This is a genomic window from Thermaurantiacus tibetensis (genome assembly GCF_015354055.1).
Lineage (GTDB): Bacteria > Pseudomonadota > Alphaproteobacteria > Sphingomonadales > Sphingomonadaceae > Thermaurantiacus > Thermaurantiacus tibetensis.
In genome coordinates, this window is sequence record NZ_JACHTM010000002.1 from 314,875 (window position 1) to 330,621 (window position 15,747).

The 15,747-nt window shown below is 72.2% G+C and carries 19 protein-coding genes and 1 tRNA gene; 10 read left to right on the plus strand and 10 right to left on the minus strand.

Translation table 11 applies throughout. The features are described 5' to 3' along the window. Positions 1-37: 37 nt before the first annotated feature. Positions 38-814, plus strand: a complete 777-nt coding sequence (locus H3H34_RS06135; RefSeq protein WP_194744400.1) for a DUF2189 domain-containing protein — start codon at positions 38-40, stop codon at positions 812-814. A gap of 43 nt (positions 815-857) precedes the next feature. Here the strand turns inward: H3H34_RS06135 and H3H34_RS06140 are convergent. Further along, positions 858-928 (minus strand) — tRNA-Gly (locus H3H34_RS06140). Between the two features lie 123 nt (positions 929-1,051). On the opposite strand from H3H34_RS06140, the gene H3H34_RS06145 reads away from it, so the two are divergent. The 5 genes from H3H34_RS06145 to H3H34_RS06165 are packed head-to-tail and all read left to right on the plus strand — an operon-like array spanning position 1,052 to position 6,386. Continuing rightward, a complete protein-coding gene (locus tag H3H34_RS06145) occupies positions 1,052-2,434 on the plus strand; it encodes an aromatic ring-hydroxylating oxygenase subunit alpha (RefSeq protein WP_194744401.1) in 1,383 nt (460 codons plus the stop codon). Continuing rightward, complete coding sequence (locus H3H34_RS06150; RefSeq protein ID WP_194744402.1) at positions 2,431-3,657, plus strand: cytochrome P450; 1,227 nt, start codon at positions 2,431-2,433, stop codon at positions 3,655-3,657. Before H3H34_RS06145 ends, H3H34_RS06150 begins: the two co-directional genes overlap by 4 nt. Continuing rightward, positions 3,654-4,346: a TetR/AcrR family transcriptional regulator gene (locus H3H34_RS06155; protein WP_194744403.1), complete on the plus strand. Its 693-nt coding sequence runs from the start codon at positions 3,654-3,656 to the stop codon at positions 4,344-4,346. The genes H3H34_RS06150 and H3H34_RS06155 overlap by 4 nt, the downstream gene beginning before the upstream one ends. A gap of 47 nt (positions 4,347-4,393) precedes the next feature. Then, positions 4,394-5,656, plus strand: coding sequence for a spinster family MFS transporter (locus H3H34_RS06160; RefSeq protein WP_194744404.1), 1,263 nt, complete (start codon positions 4,394-4,396; stop codon positions 5,654-5,656). 7 nt (positions 5,657-5,663) lie between these two features. Further along, positions 5,664-6,386: an SDR family NAD(P)-dependent oxidoreductase gene (locus H3H34_RS06165; protein ID WP_194744405.1), complete on the plus strand. Its 723-nt coding sequence runs from the start codon at positions 5,664-5,666 to the stop codon at positions 6,384-6,386. Here the strand turns inward: H3H34_RS06165 and H3H34_RS06170 are convergent. The 3 genes from H3H34_RS06170 to H3H34_RS06180 are packed head-to-tail and all read right to left on the minus strand — an operon-like array spanning position 6,383 to position 8,498. Continuing rightward, positions 6,383-7,141 (minus strand): SDR family NAD(P)-dependent oxidoreductase, encoded by a 759-nt coding sequence (locus H3H34_RS06170; RefSeq protein WP_194744406.1) that lies wholly within the window; start codon positions 7,139-7,141, stop codon positions 6,383-6,385. The genes H3H34_RS06165 and H3H34_RS06170 overlap by 4 nt on opposite strands. A gap of 5 nt (positions 7,142-7,146) precedes the next feature. Then, positions 7,147-7,695: a carboxymuconolactone decarboxylase family protein gene (locus H3H34_RS06175; RefSeq protein WP_194744407.1), complete on the minus strand. Its 549-nt coding sequence runs from the start codon at positions 7,693-7,695 to the stop codon at positions 7,147-7,149. Next, positions 7,692-8,498: a ThuA domain-containing protein gene (locus H3H34_RS06180; protein ID WP_194744408.1), complete on the minus strand. Its 807-nt coding sequence runs from the start codon at positions 8,496-8,498 to the stop codon at positions 7,692-7,694. The genes H3H34_RS06175 and H3H34_RS06180 overlap by 4 nt, the downstream gene beginning before the upstream one ends. Positions 8,499-8,633: 135 nt before the next feature. Here H3H34_RS06180 and H3H34_RS06185 point away from each other — a divergent pair, with 135 nt between their 5' ends. Beyond that, the gene (locus tag H3H34_RS06185) at positions 8,634-10,988 is read left to right on the plus strand and encodes a TonB-dependent receptor (RefSeq protein WP_194744409.1); all 2,355 of its coding nucleotides are present in this window, start codon (positions 8,634-8,636) and stop codon (positions 10,986-10,988) included. Here the strand turns inward: H3H34_RS06185 and H3H34_RS06190 are convergent. Genes H3H34_RS06190 through infA form a run of 4 tightly spaced genes read right to left on the minus strand, consistent with a single transcriptional unit; the run spans position 10,982 to position 12,931 of the window. Then, positions 10,982-11,170, minus strand: a complete 189-nt coding sequence (locus H3H34_RS06190) for a DNA gyrase inhibitor YacG (RefSeq protein WP_194744410.1) — start codon at positions 11,168-11,170, stop codon at positions 10,982-10,984. The genes H3H34_RS06185 and H3H34_RS06190 overlap by 7 nt on opposite strands. Then, positions 11,160-12,110 carry a ribonuclease gene (locus H3H34_RS06195; RefSeq protein ID WP_194744411.1) on the minus strand — a complete coding sequence of 317 codons (951 nt, stop codon included), beginning with the start codon at positions 12,108-12,110 and terminating at the stop codon, positions 11,160-11,162. The genes H3H34_RS06190 and H3H34_RS06195 overlap by 11 nt, the downstream gene beginning before the upstream one ends. Next, the gene (locus tag H3H34_RS06200; protein WP_194744412.1) at positions 12,103-12,690 is read right to left on the minus strand and encodes a Maf family protein; all 588 of its coding nucleotides are present in this window, start codon (positions 12,688-12,690) and stop codon (positions 12,103-12,105) included. Before H3H34_RS06200 ends, H3H34_RS06195 begins: the two co-directional genes overlap by 8 nt. Before the next feature lie 22 nt (positions 12,691-12,712). Beyond that, positions 12,713-12,931 (minus strand): translation initiation factor IF-1, encoded by a 219-nt coding sequence (gene infA / locus H3H34_RS06205; RefSeq protein ID WP_194744413.1) that lies wholly within the window; start codon positions 12,929-12,931, stop codon positions 12,713-12,715. 255 nt (positions 12,932-13,186) lie between these two features. On the opposite strand from infA, the gene H3H34_RS06210 reads away from it, so the two are divergent. Next, complete coding sequence (locus H3H34_RS06210) at positions 13,187-13,360, plus strand: hypothetical protein (protein WP_194744414.1); 174 nt, start codon at positions 13,187-13,189, stop codon at positions 13,358-13,360. Here H3H34_RS06210 and dapB read toward each other — a convergent pair. Beyond that, positions 13,357-14,151, minus strand: a complete 795-nt coding sequence (gene dapB / locus H3H34_RS06215) for a 4-hydroxy-tetrahydrodipicolinate reductase (RefSeq protein ID WP_194744415.1) — start codon at positions 14,149-14,151, stop codon at positions 13,357-13,359. The two genes, H3H34_RS06210 and dapB, sit on opposite strands and share 4 nt — an antisense overlap. Positions 14,152-14,242: 91 nt before the next feature. Here dapB and H3H34_RS06220 point away from each other — a divergent pair, with 91 nt between their 5' ends. Further along, positions 14,243-14,950, plus strand: a complete 708-nt coding sequence (locus tag H3H34_RS06220) for an NAD-dependent deacylase (protein WP_194744416.1) — start codon at positions 14,243-14,245, stop codon at positions 14,948-14,950. On the opposite strand, the gene H3H34_RS06225 is transcribed toward H3H34_RS06220, so the two are convergent. After that, entirely contained in the window at positions 14,947-15,348 is a 402-nt protein-coding gene (locus H3H34_RS06225; protein ID WP_194744417.1) for a metallopeptidase family protein, read from the minus strand. The genes H3H34_RS06220 and H3H34_RS06225 overlap by 4 nt on opposite strands. A gap of 40 nt (positions 15,349-15,388) precedes the next feature. Here H3H34_RS06225 and H3H34_RS06230 point away from each other — a divergent pair, with 40 nt between their 5' ends. After that, positions 15,389-15,670 carry a 4a-hydroxytetrahydrobiopterin dehydratase gene (locus tag H3H34_RS06230; RefSeq protein ID WP_194744418.1) on the plus strand — a complete coding sequence of 94 codons (282 nt, stop codon included), beginning with the start codon at positions 15,389-15,391 and terminating at the stop codon, positions 15,668-15,670. Positions 15,671-15,747: the final 77 nt, after the last annotated feature.

Sequence of the window (15,747 nt, forward strand, 5' to 3'; positions counted from 1 at the left end):
GACGCACCATCGGGGCGGGGACAAGGAGAGGGAGACCATGGCTGCGGCAGTCACCATGACCAGGGCCGGGCATCTCGAGGCCGGCGATCTCAGGGCCGCGCTCGCGGCAGGCTGGGCGGACTTCCGGGCCCAGCCGCTGTTCGGCCTGTTCTTCGCGGCCGTCTACGTGGTGGCGGGTGTCCTCATCGCCCGCGGCGTGATGGCCCGGGGCGGGCTCACCTGGCTCCTCGTCGCGGCGGCCGGCTTTCCGCTCATCGCGCCCTTTACTGCCGTCGGCCTCTACGAGGTGAGCCGGCGGCGCGAGGCCGGGCTCCCGCTGCGCTGGCCGGCAATCCTCGGTGCCGTGCGCGGCCGCGGCGATGACCAGCTCATCCTCATGGGCGCCTTCCTCTTCGTGCTGTTCGGCTTCTGGGTGGTGCTCGCGCGCGGGGTGCTCGCCATCTTCCTGGCCGATGCCGGCATGGCGGGGCTCGGCAGCGACGCGGGCGCCTTCCTTTCCTCCGGCCCTGGCCTTGCCATGCTCGTGGTCGGCAGCGCGATCGGCGGGCTCATGGCCTTTGCCGTCTTCGCCATCACCGTCATCAGCCTGCCGATGCTGGTCGACCGCGAGGTGGACGTGATCACCGCCATCATCACGAGCGTCCAGACGGTGCGCGCCAACCCGGGCGTGATGCTCGGCTGGGCCGCGCTCATCGCCCTGCTCCTGTTCGCGGCGATGCTGCCGATGTTCCTCGGGCTTCTCGTGGTGCTGCCGGTGCTGGGGCACGCGACCTGGCACCTCTACCGCCGCGCGGTGCCCGCCCGCGGCGCCTGAGCGAGCCACCGCGCCGGCCGCGTCCGATCGCCGACACCGCCGGAGCGGGTAGCGGGAATCGAACCCGCGCGTTCAGCATGGGAGGCTGACAGGCTACCACTACATCATACCCGCGTCCGGCAGCCGAGGCCTAGCTAGGAGATGGACGCGGCCCCGGTCAAGCGCCCCTCCCCAATCGCGCAGGCTGCAGAGACCCAGACTTTCATACATCGTCGTATGAAAAGAGTCGGAGCCAACATGGAGGCCACGCGCCCATCCGCCTGCCCGCCCGAGCCCTCGGTGCAGGCCATGCTCGATGCCGAGACGCGGCCCGTCCCGCCTGCGCTGCGCGACTGCGGCACGGCGCGCGTGCCCGCCCAGCCGATCGACCGCAGCCGCTACACCGCGCCTGCCTTCGCCGCCCGCGAGGCCGCGCTGCTCTGGCCGCGCTGCTGGCAGATGGCCTGCCGCCTCGAGGACATCCCGGAACCGGGCGACTATGTCGTCTACGCGGTCGGCCGGCTCTCCTTCCTCGTCACCAGGGTCTCCGCGACCGAAGTCGCCGCCCATGTCAACGCCTGCCTCCACCGCGGCCGGATGCTGCGCGAGGCGGATGGGCATGCCGAGGCCTTCCGCTGCCCCTTCCACGGCTTCACCTGGAACATCGACGGCAGCTGCCGCGCCCTCGTCAACGGCTGGGACTTCCCCCACGTCGACCGCGCGGCCTTCCGCCTGCCCCGCGCCCATGTCGCCACCTGGGGCGGCTTCGTCTTCCTCAACCCCGCGCCCGACCCGGAGCCCTTCGACCGCTTCCTCGAGTTCCTCCCCGCCCACTATGCCACGCGCGGCTGGGACCTCGGGGCGCGGGTCAAGGCGGTCCATGTGAAGAAGCACCACCGCTGCAACTGGAAGGTGGCGCTCGAAGCCTTCATCGAGAGCTTCCACGTCACCGAGACCCACCGCTCGGCGATGACCTATCTCGGCGATGCCATGACCCAGTACGATGTCTGGGAGGGCTGCCGCACCACCCGGATGATCTCGCCCCGGGGCCTTGCCAGCCCCAACGGCCCGCCGCTCACCGAGCTCGAGGTGTTCCGCGCCGGGATGCGGCCCGCGCTTGGCGCAAAGGCCGACACGCTCGAGCTTCCCCCCGGCATGAGTGCCCGCGCTGCCCTTGCCGACATGCGCCGCCGGGCGCTCCTCGCCGAGGGGCTCGACGTGGCGGAGGCAACCGACTGCGAGCTCATCGACACCATCCAGTATCATGTCTTCCCCAATCTCGTGCTCTGGGCGGGCTGGGGCTCCTACCTCGTCTACCGCTTCCTCCCGGGCGCCACGCCCGACTGCTGCACCATGGAGGTCATGTTCCTGGTGCCCCCGGCGCCGGGCAGGACCATCCCCGTCGCCCGCGAGGTGACCGAGATCGGCCCGGACGAGAGCCACGCCGCCGCGCCCGAGCTCGGCGGCTTCGCCGCCGTGTTCGACGAGGACATGTCGAACCTCGCCGCGCTCCAGAAGGGCCTCCACGCGATGGCGAGCCCGGGCCCCGTCACCGGCCTCGTCCAGGAAGCCCGGATTCGCCACTTCCACGCCTGCCTCGATGCCTTCATGGCCGAAGCCGAGGCGGGATCGCGGGCATGACCGCCCCCTTCACCCCCCGTGCGCCCGGCTTCATGGCCGCCCCCCACGAGGCCTACCGGGCGCTGCGTGCGAAAGCGCCCGTCTTCCACGAGCGCGAGACCGGCATCTTCTACGTGCTCGACCATGCGCTTGCCGTCGAGGTGCTGCGCGCGCCGGAGCGCTTCTCGAGCGCGGTCGATCGCGCCGGCATGCGCGCGGGCGGCCTGCCACCCGAGGTGATCGAGATTCGCAAGCAGGGCTGGCCGCTTGCGCCCACCCTCTCCCACAACGATGGCCCCAGCCACGATGCCTTCCGCGCGCTGGTTGCGCCGCTCTTCCTGCCGCGCGGGCTCGCCCGCATCCGCCCCTTCATCGAGACCCGGGTGGCCGAACTGGTCGAGGCCCTGCCGGCTGCCCAGCCGGTCGAGTTCGTCTCGGCCCTTGCAGTCCCGCTGCCCATCGCCGTCATCGGCGAGCTTCTCGGCATGCGCCACCTGGGAGACGAGACCCTCAAGCGCTGGTCGGACGCGTTCGCCGACGAGCTCGGCTTCCTGACCTCCGATGATCGCGCAGTCGAGATCGCCCGCGAGACGCTCGCCTGCCACCGGGCGATGATGGCGCTCGTCGAGGCGCGCCGCGGCGGCGCGGGCGAGGATGCCATCACGCTCCTTGCCAATGCCGAGGTCGAAGGCCGGCCGCTTGCGCCGGGCGAGATCCTCTCGCTGCTCACCCAGCTGCTCGTCGCCGGCAACGAGACGACGACGGCGACGCTTGCCTTCGCCCTGCTCCGGCTCGCCCGCACGCCCGGGCTCTGGTCGCGCCTCGCCGCCGATCGTGCCCTCTTGCCCCGCTTCGTTGAGGAAGTGCTGCGGCTCGACTGCCCGATCCAGGGCCAGTTCCGGAAGGCCGTCGCCGACGAGACCCTCGGCGGCACCGCCATCCCCGCCGGCAGCCTGCTCCACGTCCGCTTCGCGTCCGCCAACCGCGACGAGGCCGTCTTCGGCCCCGATGACGACTCCATCCGCCTCGACGGCCGCGCGCCTGCGCCCCACCTCGCCTTCGGCATGGGCCTCCACTTCTGCGTCGGCGCGGCGCTGTCGCGCCTCGAGCTGGCCATGGCGCTCGAGGCCCTTCTCGACCGCTTCTCGGGCGTCGCGCTCGCCGAAGGTGCCGAGCCGCTTGCCTTCCGCACCCATTTCCACCACCGCAACCTGCTTGCGCTCCCGCTCGAGTTCCGGGCATGAGCCTGCGCGGCCGCCAACCGCTCCCCGACCTTCCGGACGCCACCTCGCCGCGCGCGGGCGAGTTCGCCAAGAGCGGGCGCACCCGCCGCCGGATCCTCGACGCGGCCATCGCGGTCCTGGCCCGCTCAGGCTACGCCGGCCTTTCGATCGCCGAAGTGGCCGCCGAGGCCGGCCTGTCGCGGCCGGCGATGATCTACCACTTCCCCACCCGCCGGGCGCTGGTCGAGGCGCTCGTCGCCCACGTGACGCGCGAGCGCGTCCGGCTCTACGAGGAGGGGGTGGCAGGGCTGCGCGACCGGCCCGACTTCGCCGAGCGCGCCGTCGACCTCGCCTGGGAGCAGGCCGCATCGCCCGTGTTCGCGGCCTTCGCCGAGCTCGCCCAGGCCGCCCGCACCGACGCCGAGCTCGCGGAGTTCTTCCGCCCCGCCATGGCGGCGTTCGACGACGCCCGCCGCGACGCCGCCGGGCGAATCTTCCCTGACGATCTGCGCGCGGTTGCCGGGTTCGACCTCGCGCGGGACGCGGTCCGGTTCCTCGTCGAGGGCGTCACCCAGCAGGACGGCATCGTCCGCGACCGCAGCCGTCGCCTTGCTGCGCTGCGCGCGTTCACGCGGCTTCTCGTCACCTCACCCGAGGGCCGCGCGCTTCTCGCGCGCGCTCTTGCTGCCGCCGAGGAGGGCGGCCGCTGACCTCGCCCGCCGCGCCCGGCTGGCCCGCGCCGCGGCTCGCCTGGGGCGTGCTGGCGGTCCTCGCCGCCGCCAACATCCTCTCCTACCTCGACCGCATCATCGTCAACCTGCTCGTCCAGCCCATCAAGGCCGACCTTGGCATTTCCGACACCCAGTTCGGCATGCTCCAGGGCCTCGCCTTCGGCCTGTTCTACACGCTCCTCGCGCTTCCCATCGGCCGCCTCGTCGATTCCCGGCCGCGCAAGATCATCATCGCCGCCGGGGTCTTCGTCTTCAGCCTCTGCTCGCTCCTCTCGGGGCTTGCCAGGAGCTTCGGCCAGCTGTTCGCCGCCCGCGTCGGCGTCGGCGCCGGCGAGGCTTCGCTCGCACCTGCCGCCTTCTCGATGATCGCCGACCTGTTCCCGCCCGAAAGGCTCGGCCGCGCCATGTCGGTCTTCACCATGACCGCCTTCATCGGCATCGGGCTTGCCTATGTCGCCGGCGGCGCGACCGTGGCGCTCGTCGGCGCGGCCGAGTTCGCAGGATGGCCGCTCCTCCCCGATCTCGCTGGCTGGCAGCGCGTCTTCGTCCTCGTCGCCATCCCCGGCCTGCTGCTCGCTCCCGTCATCCTGGTCATGCCCGAGCCGGCGCGGCGCGGCCGCGGCCGCGAGGGTGCGGTCCCGCTGGCTGACGCCGCCGGCCACGTCCTCGCCCGTCGCGCCGCCCTCCTCCCCTTCTTCGCCGGCTTCGCCTTCATCACGCTGTCGAGCTATGCCTCGGCCGTCTGGACTCCGGCCCTCTTCACCCGCGCCTACCAGTGGACTCCGGCCGAGGTCGGCCTCGGCTACGGGCTCGTCACCCTCCTGCTCGCGCCGCTCGGCGCGCTCGCCGCCGGCCGCCTCTGCGACATGCTCGCCGCGCGCGGCGTCACCGACGCGCCGCTTCGCGTCGCCGCCTTCGGCTACCTCGGCACCGGCCTGTTCGGCGGGCTTGCACCCCTCATGCCGTCTGGCGAACTCGCGCTTGCCATGTTCGCGCCATCCGTCTTCCTCGGCACCATGCCCTACCCGATGGCGGCAACCGCGCTCCAGCTCGCCACCCCCAACGAGCTGCGCGGCCAGGTGAGCGCGCTCTACATGCTCGTCATCAACACGGTCGGCCTCGGGCTCGGCCCGGTCATCGTCGGCGCGCTCTCCGACCAGCTCTTCACCGGCCCCGATGGCGTCCGCTACGGCCTTGCCCTCGTCAACGCCGCCTGCGCGCCGCTCGCCATGGCAGCCCTGCTGCTGGCGCTCCGCCCCTATCGCGCCATCCGGGCGGCCGCGGCGTGAGGCGCGCATGAGGCTCTCTGGCAAGGTCGCGCTTGTCACCGGTGCTGCCGGCGGAATCGGCGCGGCAATCGTCGCCCGCTTCCGGGCCGAGGGCGCCCATGTGCTTGCCACCGACCGCGCCGAAGCGCCCGGAATCCTCCCCCTCGACGTGACCGATGCCGCGCAGTGGCAGGCGCTTGCCGCGCAGCATGTGGCCCCATTGGGGCGCCTCGACATCCTCGTCCACAACGCCGGCATCTCCGGTTTCACGCCGTTTGCCGAGCTTCAACCCGAACGCTGGCAGGCTTTCCTCGATGTCCACGCAACCGCCGTGCTCACCGGCACGCAGGCGCTGCGTCCCTTGCTCGAGGCCGCGCCGTCGGCTGCAATCGTCGCCATCGGCTCGACGCTCGCGCTGCGCCCCGCTGCCCCCTTGCCTGCCTATGCCGCGGCCAAGGCGGCGCAGCGCAACCTCGTGAAGGCCATCGCGCTCGACTTCGCGGCCCGCGGCCTGCCCGTCCGCGCCAACCTCGTCCACCCTGGCTCGACCGAGACGCCGATGATGGCGGCCAACCTCGCGGGCGACCCCGAGGGCCGGGCCCGCCGCATGGCCGCCCACCCGCTCGCCCGCGCGCTCGGCCGGCTCGTGGCGCCAGAGGATGTGGCGAACGCCGTCCTCTTCCTTGCCTCCGACGAGAGCCGGTTCGTCACCGGAATCGACCTCCCGGTCGACGGGGGTGCCACCATCTAATAGTGGACGCGCTTGATCTGCCCGCCGTCCACCACGATGTTCTCGCCATTCACCCAGGAGGCCGCCGGGGAGACCAGGAAGGCGGCCAGCCGCGCCACTTCCTCGGGCGTGCCCAGCCGGCCTTCCGGAATCGATTTCCGCACCATCTCGAAGAAGGCCGGGTTGGCCTTCTCGGCGCGCTGCCAGCTCGACCCCTGGTAGTAGATGGAGCCGGGCGAGATGCAGTTGACGCGCACGCCCTTCGCCCCGAGCGTCTGCGACAGCTGCTTCGCGTAGACGATGAGCGTCGCCTTCATCACATTGTAGGGCTGCACCACCGGGAAATGCTCGAGCGCGGCCGTCGTCACGAGGAACAGCGCCGCCCCCTTCGCGTCCACGAGCGCCTCGCCCACCGCCTCCATGCCCCTCACCGCGCCCATGAGGTCCACCTCGAAATTGGCGCGCCACTGGGCCTCGCCCTCGAGACCCGCCTTGGCCGAGACATTGGGGATGAACACGTCGCAGCCGCCGAGGAAGGCCAGCGCCTCGCCGAGGAAGGCGCGGTAGGCCTCTGCATCCCGCACGTCGAGCACCCAGCCCTTTGCCCTCGCCCCCCGCGCCCGGTAGTCGGCCTCGGCCTCTGCCACCGCCTCGGCAGTCCGCGCGCAGAAGGCAAGCTCCATGCCCTCGGCCACCAGCTCGCGGGCGATCGCCTGCCCCAGCCCGCGGGTCGCGCCGGTGATGATGAGCCGCTTGCCGGCAAGGCCAAGGTCCATGGCGGTTACGCTCCTGCTGGTTCGGGGGGCAGCGGGTCGAGCCCGGCCTCGGGCGCGATCTGAAGCCCGTTCAGGATCCAGGCGATCGTCAGGAACTGGCCGGCGAGCCAGAGGAAATCGACCAGCGCCGCGGGCTCGTGCCGTGCGGCAAGCATGGCCCAGGTCGAATCGCTCACCCGGTTCTCGGCCATCAGCTCGTCGACGGCGCGGATGAGCGCGGCCTCGGCCGGGGTCCAGTGCGCGCTTGCCGCGCCTTCCACGATCGCCGCGATGTCCGCCTCGCTCATGCCCACCCGCCGGGCGACCATGGCGTGCATGCCCCACTCGTAGGCGCAGCGCGCATTCCATGCCACGCGCAGGATCACGATCTCCCGCTCCCGCGCCGGCAGCCGGTTGCCAAGCAGCACATGCTCGGCCCAGGGCATCCACTTCAGCAGACTCTCGGGCGAATGGGCGAGCGTGCGGTGGAGCCGGTAGGGCCAGGCCGCAAGCACGGGCGCGAGCGCCTCGGGCAGCTCGGCATCGGCAAGCGCGGGAAGGCGCGGGGCGGTCACGCCGCGGCCTCGAGCGCGCCGGCCTCCACGCCCGCCGCCCAGGCAAGCCCGCGCGCGACAAGCGTGCGGAACTGCGGCACCACCCAGGCGCCTTCCTCGCGCGCCGGCAGCACCGCGGCCCGGTGCGGCGCATCGTAGAGGCCACGGCGGTGGCCGAGCGCGAGATGGAGGATCTCGCCCTGGCCGAAGCGCCGCAGAGTCATCAGCGGCCGGAGGTCCGGCCCCGTCGTCCAGTCGGCGCGCGCGAAGCCGGGCGCATGGCCTGAGAAGCGCGTGCCCAGCAGCACGACCACATCCTCGGAGAGCTCGGAGAGATAGAGCTCGTCCGTCACCTCGAACGGGCCGATCCCGTCGGTGAGCGGGTGCGGCAACACCGGCTCCACCCGGAAGGGGCCGATCGGTGGGTGGGCCTGGAAGGCCGAGCCGAAGAGCGCGAGGAAGGGATGCGAAAGCCCCTCGCAGTAGACGCCGTCCGGGCGCCACGCGAGGAGCGAATTGGTGGCATGGAGCGCGAACCAGCGGCCGCCGCCAGCGACGAAGCGGGCGAGGCGCGCGAGCGCCGAGTCCGACGGCGCGACATTGCAGCTGTAGGAGACGAGGAAGCCCGGCGGCGCGAGCTCGCCGCCGTCGAGGAACTCCTCGAAGCCCGCCGAAACCCGGAGCCTCAGCCGCGGGTCGCGCGCGGCCAGCGCGAGAAGGTCGAGCCGCACCGCGTCGAAATCATGGCTGCTGCCTCCAGCCACCAGATGCCCGTCGATCCGGCGCTGCACGGTGCCGCCGCCAGCTCCACAGTCTGCTGTCATTTTTTGCGGCTACCCGGGTGCGATGCGATTTCCATACTGGCCTGTATAAAACTTCGGGAGCGATCGCGCTCCTGGCGAGGGAGACAGGTTGGGCGGCCACGGTTCGTGCCGGCCATCCTGGCAAGGGAGACGGCCATGGCGCGCTTGGGGCAAGGGTGGATTCTGGCCGGGGCATCGCTGGTGCCGCTCGCGCCGGCGCTGGCGCAGGAGGCGGCGGCCGATCCGCTCGCGCTCGACACCATCGTGGTGACGGCGCAGCGCCGCGCCGAGGCCATCCAGGACGTGCCGATCGCGATCACCGCCTTCGACCAGCGGGCGATCGAGCGGCTCAACGGCCGCGACATCCGCGATCTCGCCGGTCTCATCCCCAACCTCATCATCTCCGAAGTGGCGATCGGGCCGTCGCTCTCGCAGATCTCGATCCGCGGCGTGAACTCGCAGGATCCGGAGAAGAGCTTCGATCCGGCCGTCGGCGTCTTCGTCGACGGAGTCTATCTCGGCACGTCGGCCTTCAACCTCCTCGACACCTTCGATCTCGAGCGGCTCGAGGTGCTGCGCGGGCCCCAGGGCACGCTGTTCGGCCGCAACACGACCGGCGGCGCGATCCAGGCCTTCCGCACCAGGCCCACCGGCGAACTTGGCCTCCGGGCGCGGATGATCATCGGCACCGCCGACCGCACCGACGTCAACGCGGTCCTGAACCTGCCCGCCATCCGCGACATGCTCTCGGTCAAGATCGCCGGCTATCTGCAGCAGGATGACGGCCTGTGGGAGAACCCCGCCGGTGGCGCGACCGGCGCCAAGGACCGCTGGGGCCTCTCCGGCACCGTCATGCTCCGCGCCGGGCCCGGCGAGCTGCGCGTCACCTGGGACCATTTCCGCGACGAGAGCGAGCTCACGCCCTATTTCCCGCGCGGGATCTCCACGATCGACCCGCTGCCCTACCGGCTCACCGGCACGCCCCCGGTCCCGGCCACGGTCACGCCAGCCTTCGGCCCCGATCTCCTGTGCCTGCGCGGCACGCCGGCGCTCGACTGCGACAACCCGGCCGACCGCCGCAGCCGCGTGACCGACCCCCACTTCCAGAACTCGCGTCTCAACGCGCTCACCGTCAACGCCGATCTCGAGCTCTCGGAACGCTTCGCACTCGAGACCGTCTTCGGCTGGCGCCACTCGACCGAGGATGTCTACATCGACTTCGACGGCACCCAGCGCACCGCCTTCAACGTCTTCCGCACCCAGGATTTCGAGCAGATGTCGGCGGAAGCCCGCATCGTCTCGTCGCTTTCCGGCCCGGTGCAGTTCGTCGCCGGAGTCTTCTGGTTCAACAGCCAGTACAGCTTGCGCCAGGCGATCAAGCTCGACCTGGCGCTGGCCGGCGTTCCCGCGCCTCTCGGCGTCCTCTACGCCAATGGGTCGGGCGACGAGGATTTCCACCGCGCCGGCACCACCGCCCTCTATGCCCAGGGGGACTGGAACATCACGCCCACCCTCACGCTCACGCTCGGCGGCCGCGCCAGCTGGGACAAGAAGCAGATCTCGACCTTGTTCTATGGCGCCGCGCTGCCGCCCACGGCGCCCTATTCGATCCTCGATGGCATCATTGCCGGCCGCCCGCTCACCTCGAGCGGCAGCGCCAGGGCCGACTGGTTCGAGTTCACGCCGCGCGCCGCGCTCAACTGGAAGCCGGCCGACGGCATCCTCCTCTACGCCAGCTACTCGCGCGGCTACAACGCCGGCGGCTTCTCGGCCCGCGCCGGCACTGTCAGGGACGTGACCACGCCCTTCGACCCCGAGTTCGTCAACGCCTATGAGGTTGGCGCCAAGGCCGATCTCCTCGCCGGCCGCCTGCGGGTGAACGGCGCGCTGTTCTGGAACGACTACAAGGACAAGCAGGAGGAAGCGATCGAGCCCGCGCCGCCCCCCAGCTTCACCTCGACAACGGTCAGGAACGTCGCCTCTGCCCGGCTGCGCGGCTTCGAGCTCGAGGCCAATGCACTGCTTGCCGACTGGTTCCGCCTCGATGGCTCGCTCGGCTACCTCGACGCGCGCTACCGCTCCTTCCCCACCTTCGCGGGGAGCGGCCAGTGGGTCTCGGTTCGGCCGCAGCCGGCCGGCACGCTCATCGCCGCCGACTTCTCGCCGCTGGCGCTGCGCCGCGCCCCGAAGTGGACGGGCTCCCTCTCGCCCACCTTCTTCCGGTCGCTTGGCCGGGCGGACCTCTCGGTCAACGGCCTCATCCGCCACACCAGCGCCCAGTTCAGCGAGATCCTGAACAGCCAGCGCGGCCGCATCCCGCCCGTCTGGCTCTACGATGCCGCCGCCACCGTCAGCTTCGGCGGGCCCGACAACAACCGCTACCGGGTGATCGCCTTCGGCCGCAACCTGTCGAACGCGCGCCCCATCGCCTCCTTCACCAACGCACCCGTCGACTTCTCGACCATCACTGCCGGCCGCATCTGGGGGCTCGAGTTCACCTTCGACTACTGAGGCGGCGCCGCGCCGTCTGGCCCGGCGTCGCTGTCCTCAAGCGGCGGGCCGGGAATCACATACCGCTCCTCGAGCCAGTCGAGGAGGTCGCGGTCGCGGCAGGCCGCCGAGCAGAAGGGCGCGTGCGCCTCGACCGCGACCTTCCGGCAGCGCGGGCAGCGGAGGGGCCCGTCAGGCGACATGCCCGTCGCCCGCCGCCGGGTCAGCCACGAGCGCGACCGGACGCCCGGCCGCGCGTTCGACCGCTGCCACAAGTTCCGGCCGGTCCCGCAGCAGGCGGATGACGGCGGGCCGCGCCACCAGCCTGAGCGGCCCCGGCCGCGGATCGCGAAGCGCGTGCACCAGAAGCGCGAGTGCGGCTGTGCGGTCACGCTCGAACATGGCCCGGTCGAGGAGCGAGGGCCGCAGACGCGGGCGCACCACATGGAGGAGGCCGAAGCCGCTCACCGCGCTCCGCTCGTAGGCCATCCCCGTCATCGCCGCATCGAAGGCGGCGGCGGCGGCCTTGCGCCATCCGCTGCCCGGCCGGGTGGGAAAATCGACGGCGATTGACCCGCCGATGCCGAAGCGGCGGATGACGGCCGCCACCGCCCGCGCCGCCGCCTCGGGGTCGGGCCGGCCGTCGATGTCCACGGCGAGGAGCGCAGGCGTAGGCGAAAGCAGCAGCCGCCCGCCGGGAATGCGCACCTCGCCGGTCTCGGCCTCGGTCCAGTGCGCCTCCCACGCTTCGGCGACGGCCTCGGAAAAGCCCGCGCGAACCGCCAGACCCTCGGCCCGCAACCGCGCGGCAAGCGACGGCGCCGGCGCCAGCGCCGCTCCCGGCCTTGCCAGGCGCAGCTTGGCCGGCCGCCAGCGTCCGGCCTCGGGAATGGCCGCGCGCACCACCTCGAGCCGCACCGCCGCCCCCTCGGGAAGCGCACACGGGCCCTCGAGAAGGCCGGTCTCGCCGGCCAGCCGCACCGTGGCGCGCCCGTCGAGCATGGGGCCGATCCGCCCCTCGACGATTGCGCCCGGCTGGATACCATCGAAGGCGCGGGCCACGTCCATCGCCACGATCGCGCCCCCCTCCACCACGGCGGCGCGCGTCTCGCCGGGCCGCTCATCGAGGAAGGCCTCAGCCATGGCATCTTGCGATGCCTGCAGCAGCAAGCAGCGGCGCCACTGCGGCAAGCGGCAGACCCATCACGCCCGAGAAGCTGCCGGCGAGGAAGCGCACATGCGCCTCGAACCGGCCCTGGATGGCATAGCCCCCCGCCTTGCCCTGCCATTCCCCGCTTGCGAGATAGGCGGTGATCTCGGCCGGGGTCAGACGCTTCACGGCCACGAGGGTGCGGTCGAGCCGATGCCGGGCGCGGCCCTCGGCATCGATCACGGTGACCGCGGTCAGCACCCGGTGCCGCCGCCCCGACAGCAGCCCGAGGAAGGCGCGCGCCTCGGCCTCGGTCTCCGCCTTGCCGAGGATCCGGCGGCCGACGGCAACGGTCGTGTCGGCCGCCAGCACCACGGCGCCCGGGTGGCGCGCGGCGACCGCGGCTGCCTTCTGCGCCGCCATCCGCGCCACATAGGGCTCGGGCCGCTCGCCCCTGGCCGGTGTCTCGTCGATGTCGGCAGGGTCCACGCAGTCGGGCACCACGCCGAGGCGCGCCAGCAGCTCCAGCCGACGCGGGCTCGCCGAGGCGAGAACCAGCCGCGGGGCCGTCATGCCGCGCCGCCCTCAGGCGGCCTCACTTGAAGCGGTAGGTGATCCGGCCCTTGGTCAGATCATAGGGGGTGAGCTCGACCAGCACCTCGTCGCCGGTGAGCACCCGGATGCGGTTCTTGCGCATCTTGCCGGCCGTGTGACCGAGGATCTCATGGTCATTCTCGAGCCGGACTCGGAACATGGCGTTCGGCAGCAGTTCAACCACCGTGCCGCGCATCTCGAGCAGTTCTTCCTTCGGCATACACCTCAGTTGATCACGACTGCCGGTTTCGACCCCTGGAGCAGTGCCAACCGGCCGGGCACAAGCACTGCCATGCGGCGGTCACGCGCCACACCGATTGCAAGACATGGCCCAGAAACGTCCGGAATTCAAGTCGCACGCCGCTGGGCCGGCTGCCGCCCCCCGCCCCGCTTCACGATTCTTGACGATTCCATACAGGAAGCCGTCGCACGCCAAGGCTAGAGAAGATGCAGGAGCGAATCCGAGGTTGGAGCGATGTTCCTGCGCGCTTTGCTGATCGGCTATGTGGCGGGTCTTCTCGGCACCCTCCTGCTCGCGCCTGCCGAGCGCGAGGAAGAGCCAACGGTTGCCGCGGCGGCCCAGCCGCAGAGCCAGGGCGACCCGGAAGGCCGGCTGAGCCTGCTTCGGTTCGACCTGCCGGCCCGCTAGGGCGCAAGGCCGAGCACGTCGGCCATGCGGTAGCGGCCGGGCGCCCGGCCGGCGAGCCAGCGCGCGGCCGCCACCGCCCCGCGCGCGAAGATCGCCCGGTCCTCCGCCACATGGCCCAGCACCAGCCGCTCGCCAGGCCCGAGGAACAGCACCTGGTGATCCCCGGCGGCAGTCCCCCCGCGCAGCACCGCGAAGCCAACCCCGCCTGCCGGGCGCGGGTCTCCGAGGCCGTCGCGCGGCGGCAGCCGCACGGCCTCAAGGCGGGCGCCACGGCCGCGTGCCACCGCCTCGCCCAGCATCAGCGCCGTGCCCGAGGGCGCGTCGCGCTTGGCGCCGTGGTGGAGGTCCAGGATCTCCGCGTCCCAGCCGGGAAGCCGGGCCGCGGCCTCTTGGACCAGCGCGACCAGAAGGTTGACCCCGAGCGAGGTGTTGGCCGCCTGCAGCACCGGGATGCTGCGCGCAGCCGCGTCGATCGCCGCATGGTGCGCGGGAGACAGGCCGGTCGTGCCGATGACGAGCGCCACCCCTGCATCCTCGGCCGCGCGGAGATGCTCGGCGAGCGCCTCGGGCGTGGTGAAGTCAACGAGCACGTCGGCACGGTGGGCAACGGCGGCCGCGTTGGCCGCCACCACGAGGCCGTTGCCGAGCGCAGCGCCGCAGGCGGGGTGGCCGGGCCGCTCCACGCCGCCGGCAAGCTCGAGGTCACCGGCCGCCAGCACTTCGGCAATGACCGCACGCCCCATCCGCCCGCCCGCTCCCAGAACCCCGATTGCCAGCCGCTCCCCGCGCATCGCCGTCTCCTCGCGCCCTCCCTCGGCGAGGCGCGGGGCGGGCGCAAGTCTCCCCTTCCCCTCCCCGCGTCCGCGCCCTAGCGTCCAGCCCATGTCCTATCCGCGCATCGTCATCCTGACTGGTGCCGGCATCTCGGCCGAATCGGGCGTGCCCACCTTCCGCGGGCCTGATGGCCTCTGGGAAGGCCACCGCGTGGAAGACGTGGCAACGCCCGAGGCCTTTCGCCGCAACCCGGCGCTGGTCCAGGCCTTCTACGACGCCCGCCGGGCCCGCCTCGCCGAGGTCCGGCCCAACGCCGCCCACCTTGCGCTCGGCCGCCTCGACCGCGAATGGCCGGGAGACCTCCTCATCGTCACCCAGAACGTGGACGATCTCCACGAGCGCGGCGGCGCCCGGCGCCTTCTCCACATGCACGGCGAGCTGCTCTCGGCCTGGTGCACCGCCTGCGACGCACGCCACCGCTGGACGGGGCCGCTCGCCGGCTTCCCGCCCTGCCCGGCGTGCAGTGCCCGCGCGCTCCGGCCCGACATCGTCTGGTTCGGCGAGATGCCCTACGGAATGGACCGCATCCTCGACGCGCTCGCCGCCTGCGACCTCTTCGTCGCCATCGGCACCTCGGGGCAGGTCTATCCGGCTGCCGGCTTCGTCGAGACGGCACGCGCGGCCGGCGCCCGCACGCTCGAGCTCAACCTCGATCCATCCGCCATGTCCGAGCGGTTTCACGAGCGCCGCCTCGGCCCCGCGGGAACCCTCGTTCCCGCCCTCGTCGACGAGCTGCTGGCCCGCGCGCCAGCCTAGCCCTCGTCCCCCGCCGCCGCCTCGATCGCCTCCATCTCGGCGTCCGACAGGCCGAAGTGGTGCCCCACCTCGTGCACGAGCACATGCGTCACCAGCGCCTCGAGGCTGTCCTCGCCGTCGGCCCAGGCGTCGAGCAGCGGCCGGCGGTAGAGGAAGATGGTGGGGGGCAGCCGGCCGGTCGCCTCGGCGCCTTCCGAGCCCACCGGGTGGCCCTGGTAGAGCCCGAGAAGGTCGAACGGGCTGTCGAGGTCCATCGCCTCCATGACCTCCTCGTCGGGAAAGTCGGCGACGTGGAGCACCACGTCGGCAAGGTGCGCGCGAAAGGCGGGCGGCAGCCGCTCGGCCGCGGCCAGCGCCAGGGCCTCGATTTCCGCCGCCGTCGGTGCCATGGTCGGCATGCGTCACCTCCTCTCCGCCTCCTAGCCCAGGGGAACAGCCATGGTCGAGAAGCTGGATGCCGCCGCCCGCGCCGCCCTCGCCACCGAGCTGCCCGGCTGGACGCTGGATGGCGAGCATCTGCGGCGCAGCTTCCGCTTCCGTGACTTCTCCGAGGCCTTCGCCTTCATGACCCGCGTCGCGCTTCTTGCCGAGCGCCACGATCACCACCCCGAATGGTCGAACGTCTGGAACCGGGTGGAAATCGGCCTCAGCACGCACGACGCGGGCGGCCTCTCCGCGCGCGACGTCGCGCTGGCAAAGGCCATCGACGCGCTCCTTTGAGCAGCGCCCGGGCAGCCGCCGCACGGCGCGCGCAGCGGTTTTCGAGAGCTTGGCGCCGCGCCCCTGCGTGCTAGGCG

What these genes read in the sequence shown, in the direction of transcription:
- H3H34_RS06185 (WP_194744409.1), top strand. Translation starts at nt 8,634, where the DNA reads ATGGCGCGCTTGGGGCAAGGGTGGATTCTGGCCGGGGCATCGCTGGTG.
- H3H34_RS06155 (WP_194744403.1), top strand. Translation starts at nt 3,654, where the DNA reads ATGAGCCTGCGCGGCCGCCAACCGCTCCCCGACCTTCCGGACGCCACC.
- dapB (WP_194744415.1), bottom strand. Translation starts at nt 14,151, where the DNA reads ATGCGCGGGGAGCGGCTGGCAATCGGGGTTCTGGGAGCGGGCGGGCGG.
- H3H34_RS06150 (WP_194744402.1), top strand. Translation starts at nt 2,431, where the DNA reads ATGACCGCCCCCTTCACCCCCCGTGCGCCCGGCTTCATGGCCGCCCCC.
- H3H34_RS06170 (WP_194744406.1), bottom strand. Translation starts at nt 7,141, where the DNA reads ATGGACCTTGGCCTTGCCGGCAAGCGGCTCATCATCACCGGCGCGACC.
- H3H34_RS06200 (WP_194744412.1), bottom strand. Translation starts at nt 12,690, where the DNA reads ATGACGGCCCCGCGGCTGGTTCTCGCCTCGGCGAGCCCGCGTCGGCTG.
- H3H34_RS06180 (WP_194744408.1), bottom strand. Translation starts at nt 8,498, where the DNA reads ATGACAGCAGACTGTGGAGCTGGCGGCGGCACCGTGCAGCGCCGGATC.
- H3H34_RS06145 (WP_194744401.1), top strand. Translation starts at nt 1,052, where the DNA reads ATGGAGGCCACGCGCCCATCCGCCTGCCCGCCCGAGCCCTCGGTGCAG.
- H3H34_RS06195 (WP_194744411.1), bottom strand. Translation starts at nt 12,110, where the DNA reads ATGGCTGAGGCCTTCCTCGATGAGCGGCCCGGCGAGACGCGCGCCGCC.
- H3H34_RS06165 (WP_194744405.1), top strand. Translation starts at nt 5,664, where the DNA reads ATGAGGCTCTCTGGCAAGGTCGCGCTTGTCACCGGTGCTGCCGGCGGA.
- H3H34_RS06220 (WP_194744416.1), top strand. Translation starts at nt 14,243, where the DNA reads ATGTCCTATCCGCGCATCGTCATCCTGACTGGTGCCGGCATCTCGGCC.
- H3H34_RS06210 (WP_194744414.1), top strand. Translation starts at nt 13,187, where the DNA reads ATGTTCCTGCGCGCTTTGCTGATCGGCTATGTGGCGGGTCTTCTCGGC.
- H3H34_RS06230 (WP_194744418.1), top strand. Translation starts at nt 15,389, where the DNA reads ATGGTCGAGAAGCTGGATGCCGCCGCCCGCGCCGCCCTCGCCACCGAG.
- H3H34_RS06190 (WP_194744410.1), bottom strand. Translation starts at nt 11,170, where the DNA reads ATGTCGCCTGACGGGCCCCTCCGCTGCCCGCGCTGCCGGAAGGTCGCG.
- H3H34_RS06135 (WP_194744400.1), top strand. Translation starts at nt 38, where the DNA reads ATGGCTGCGGCAGTCACCATGACCAGGGCCGGGCATCTCGAGGCCGGC.
- infA (WP_194744413.1), bottom strand. Translation starts at nt 12,931, where the DNA reads ATGCCGAAGGAAGAACTGCTCGAGATGCGCGGCACGGTGGTTGAACTG.
- H3H34_RS06225 (WP_194744417.1), bottom strand. Translation starts at nt 15,348, where the DNA reads ATGCCGACCATGGCACCGACGGCGGCGGAAATCGAGGCCCTGGCGCTG.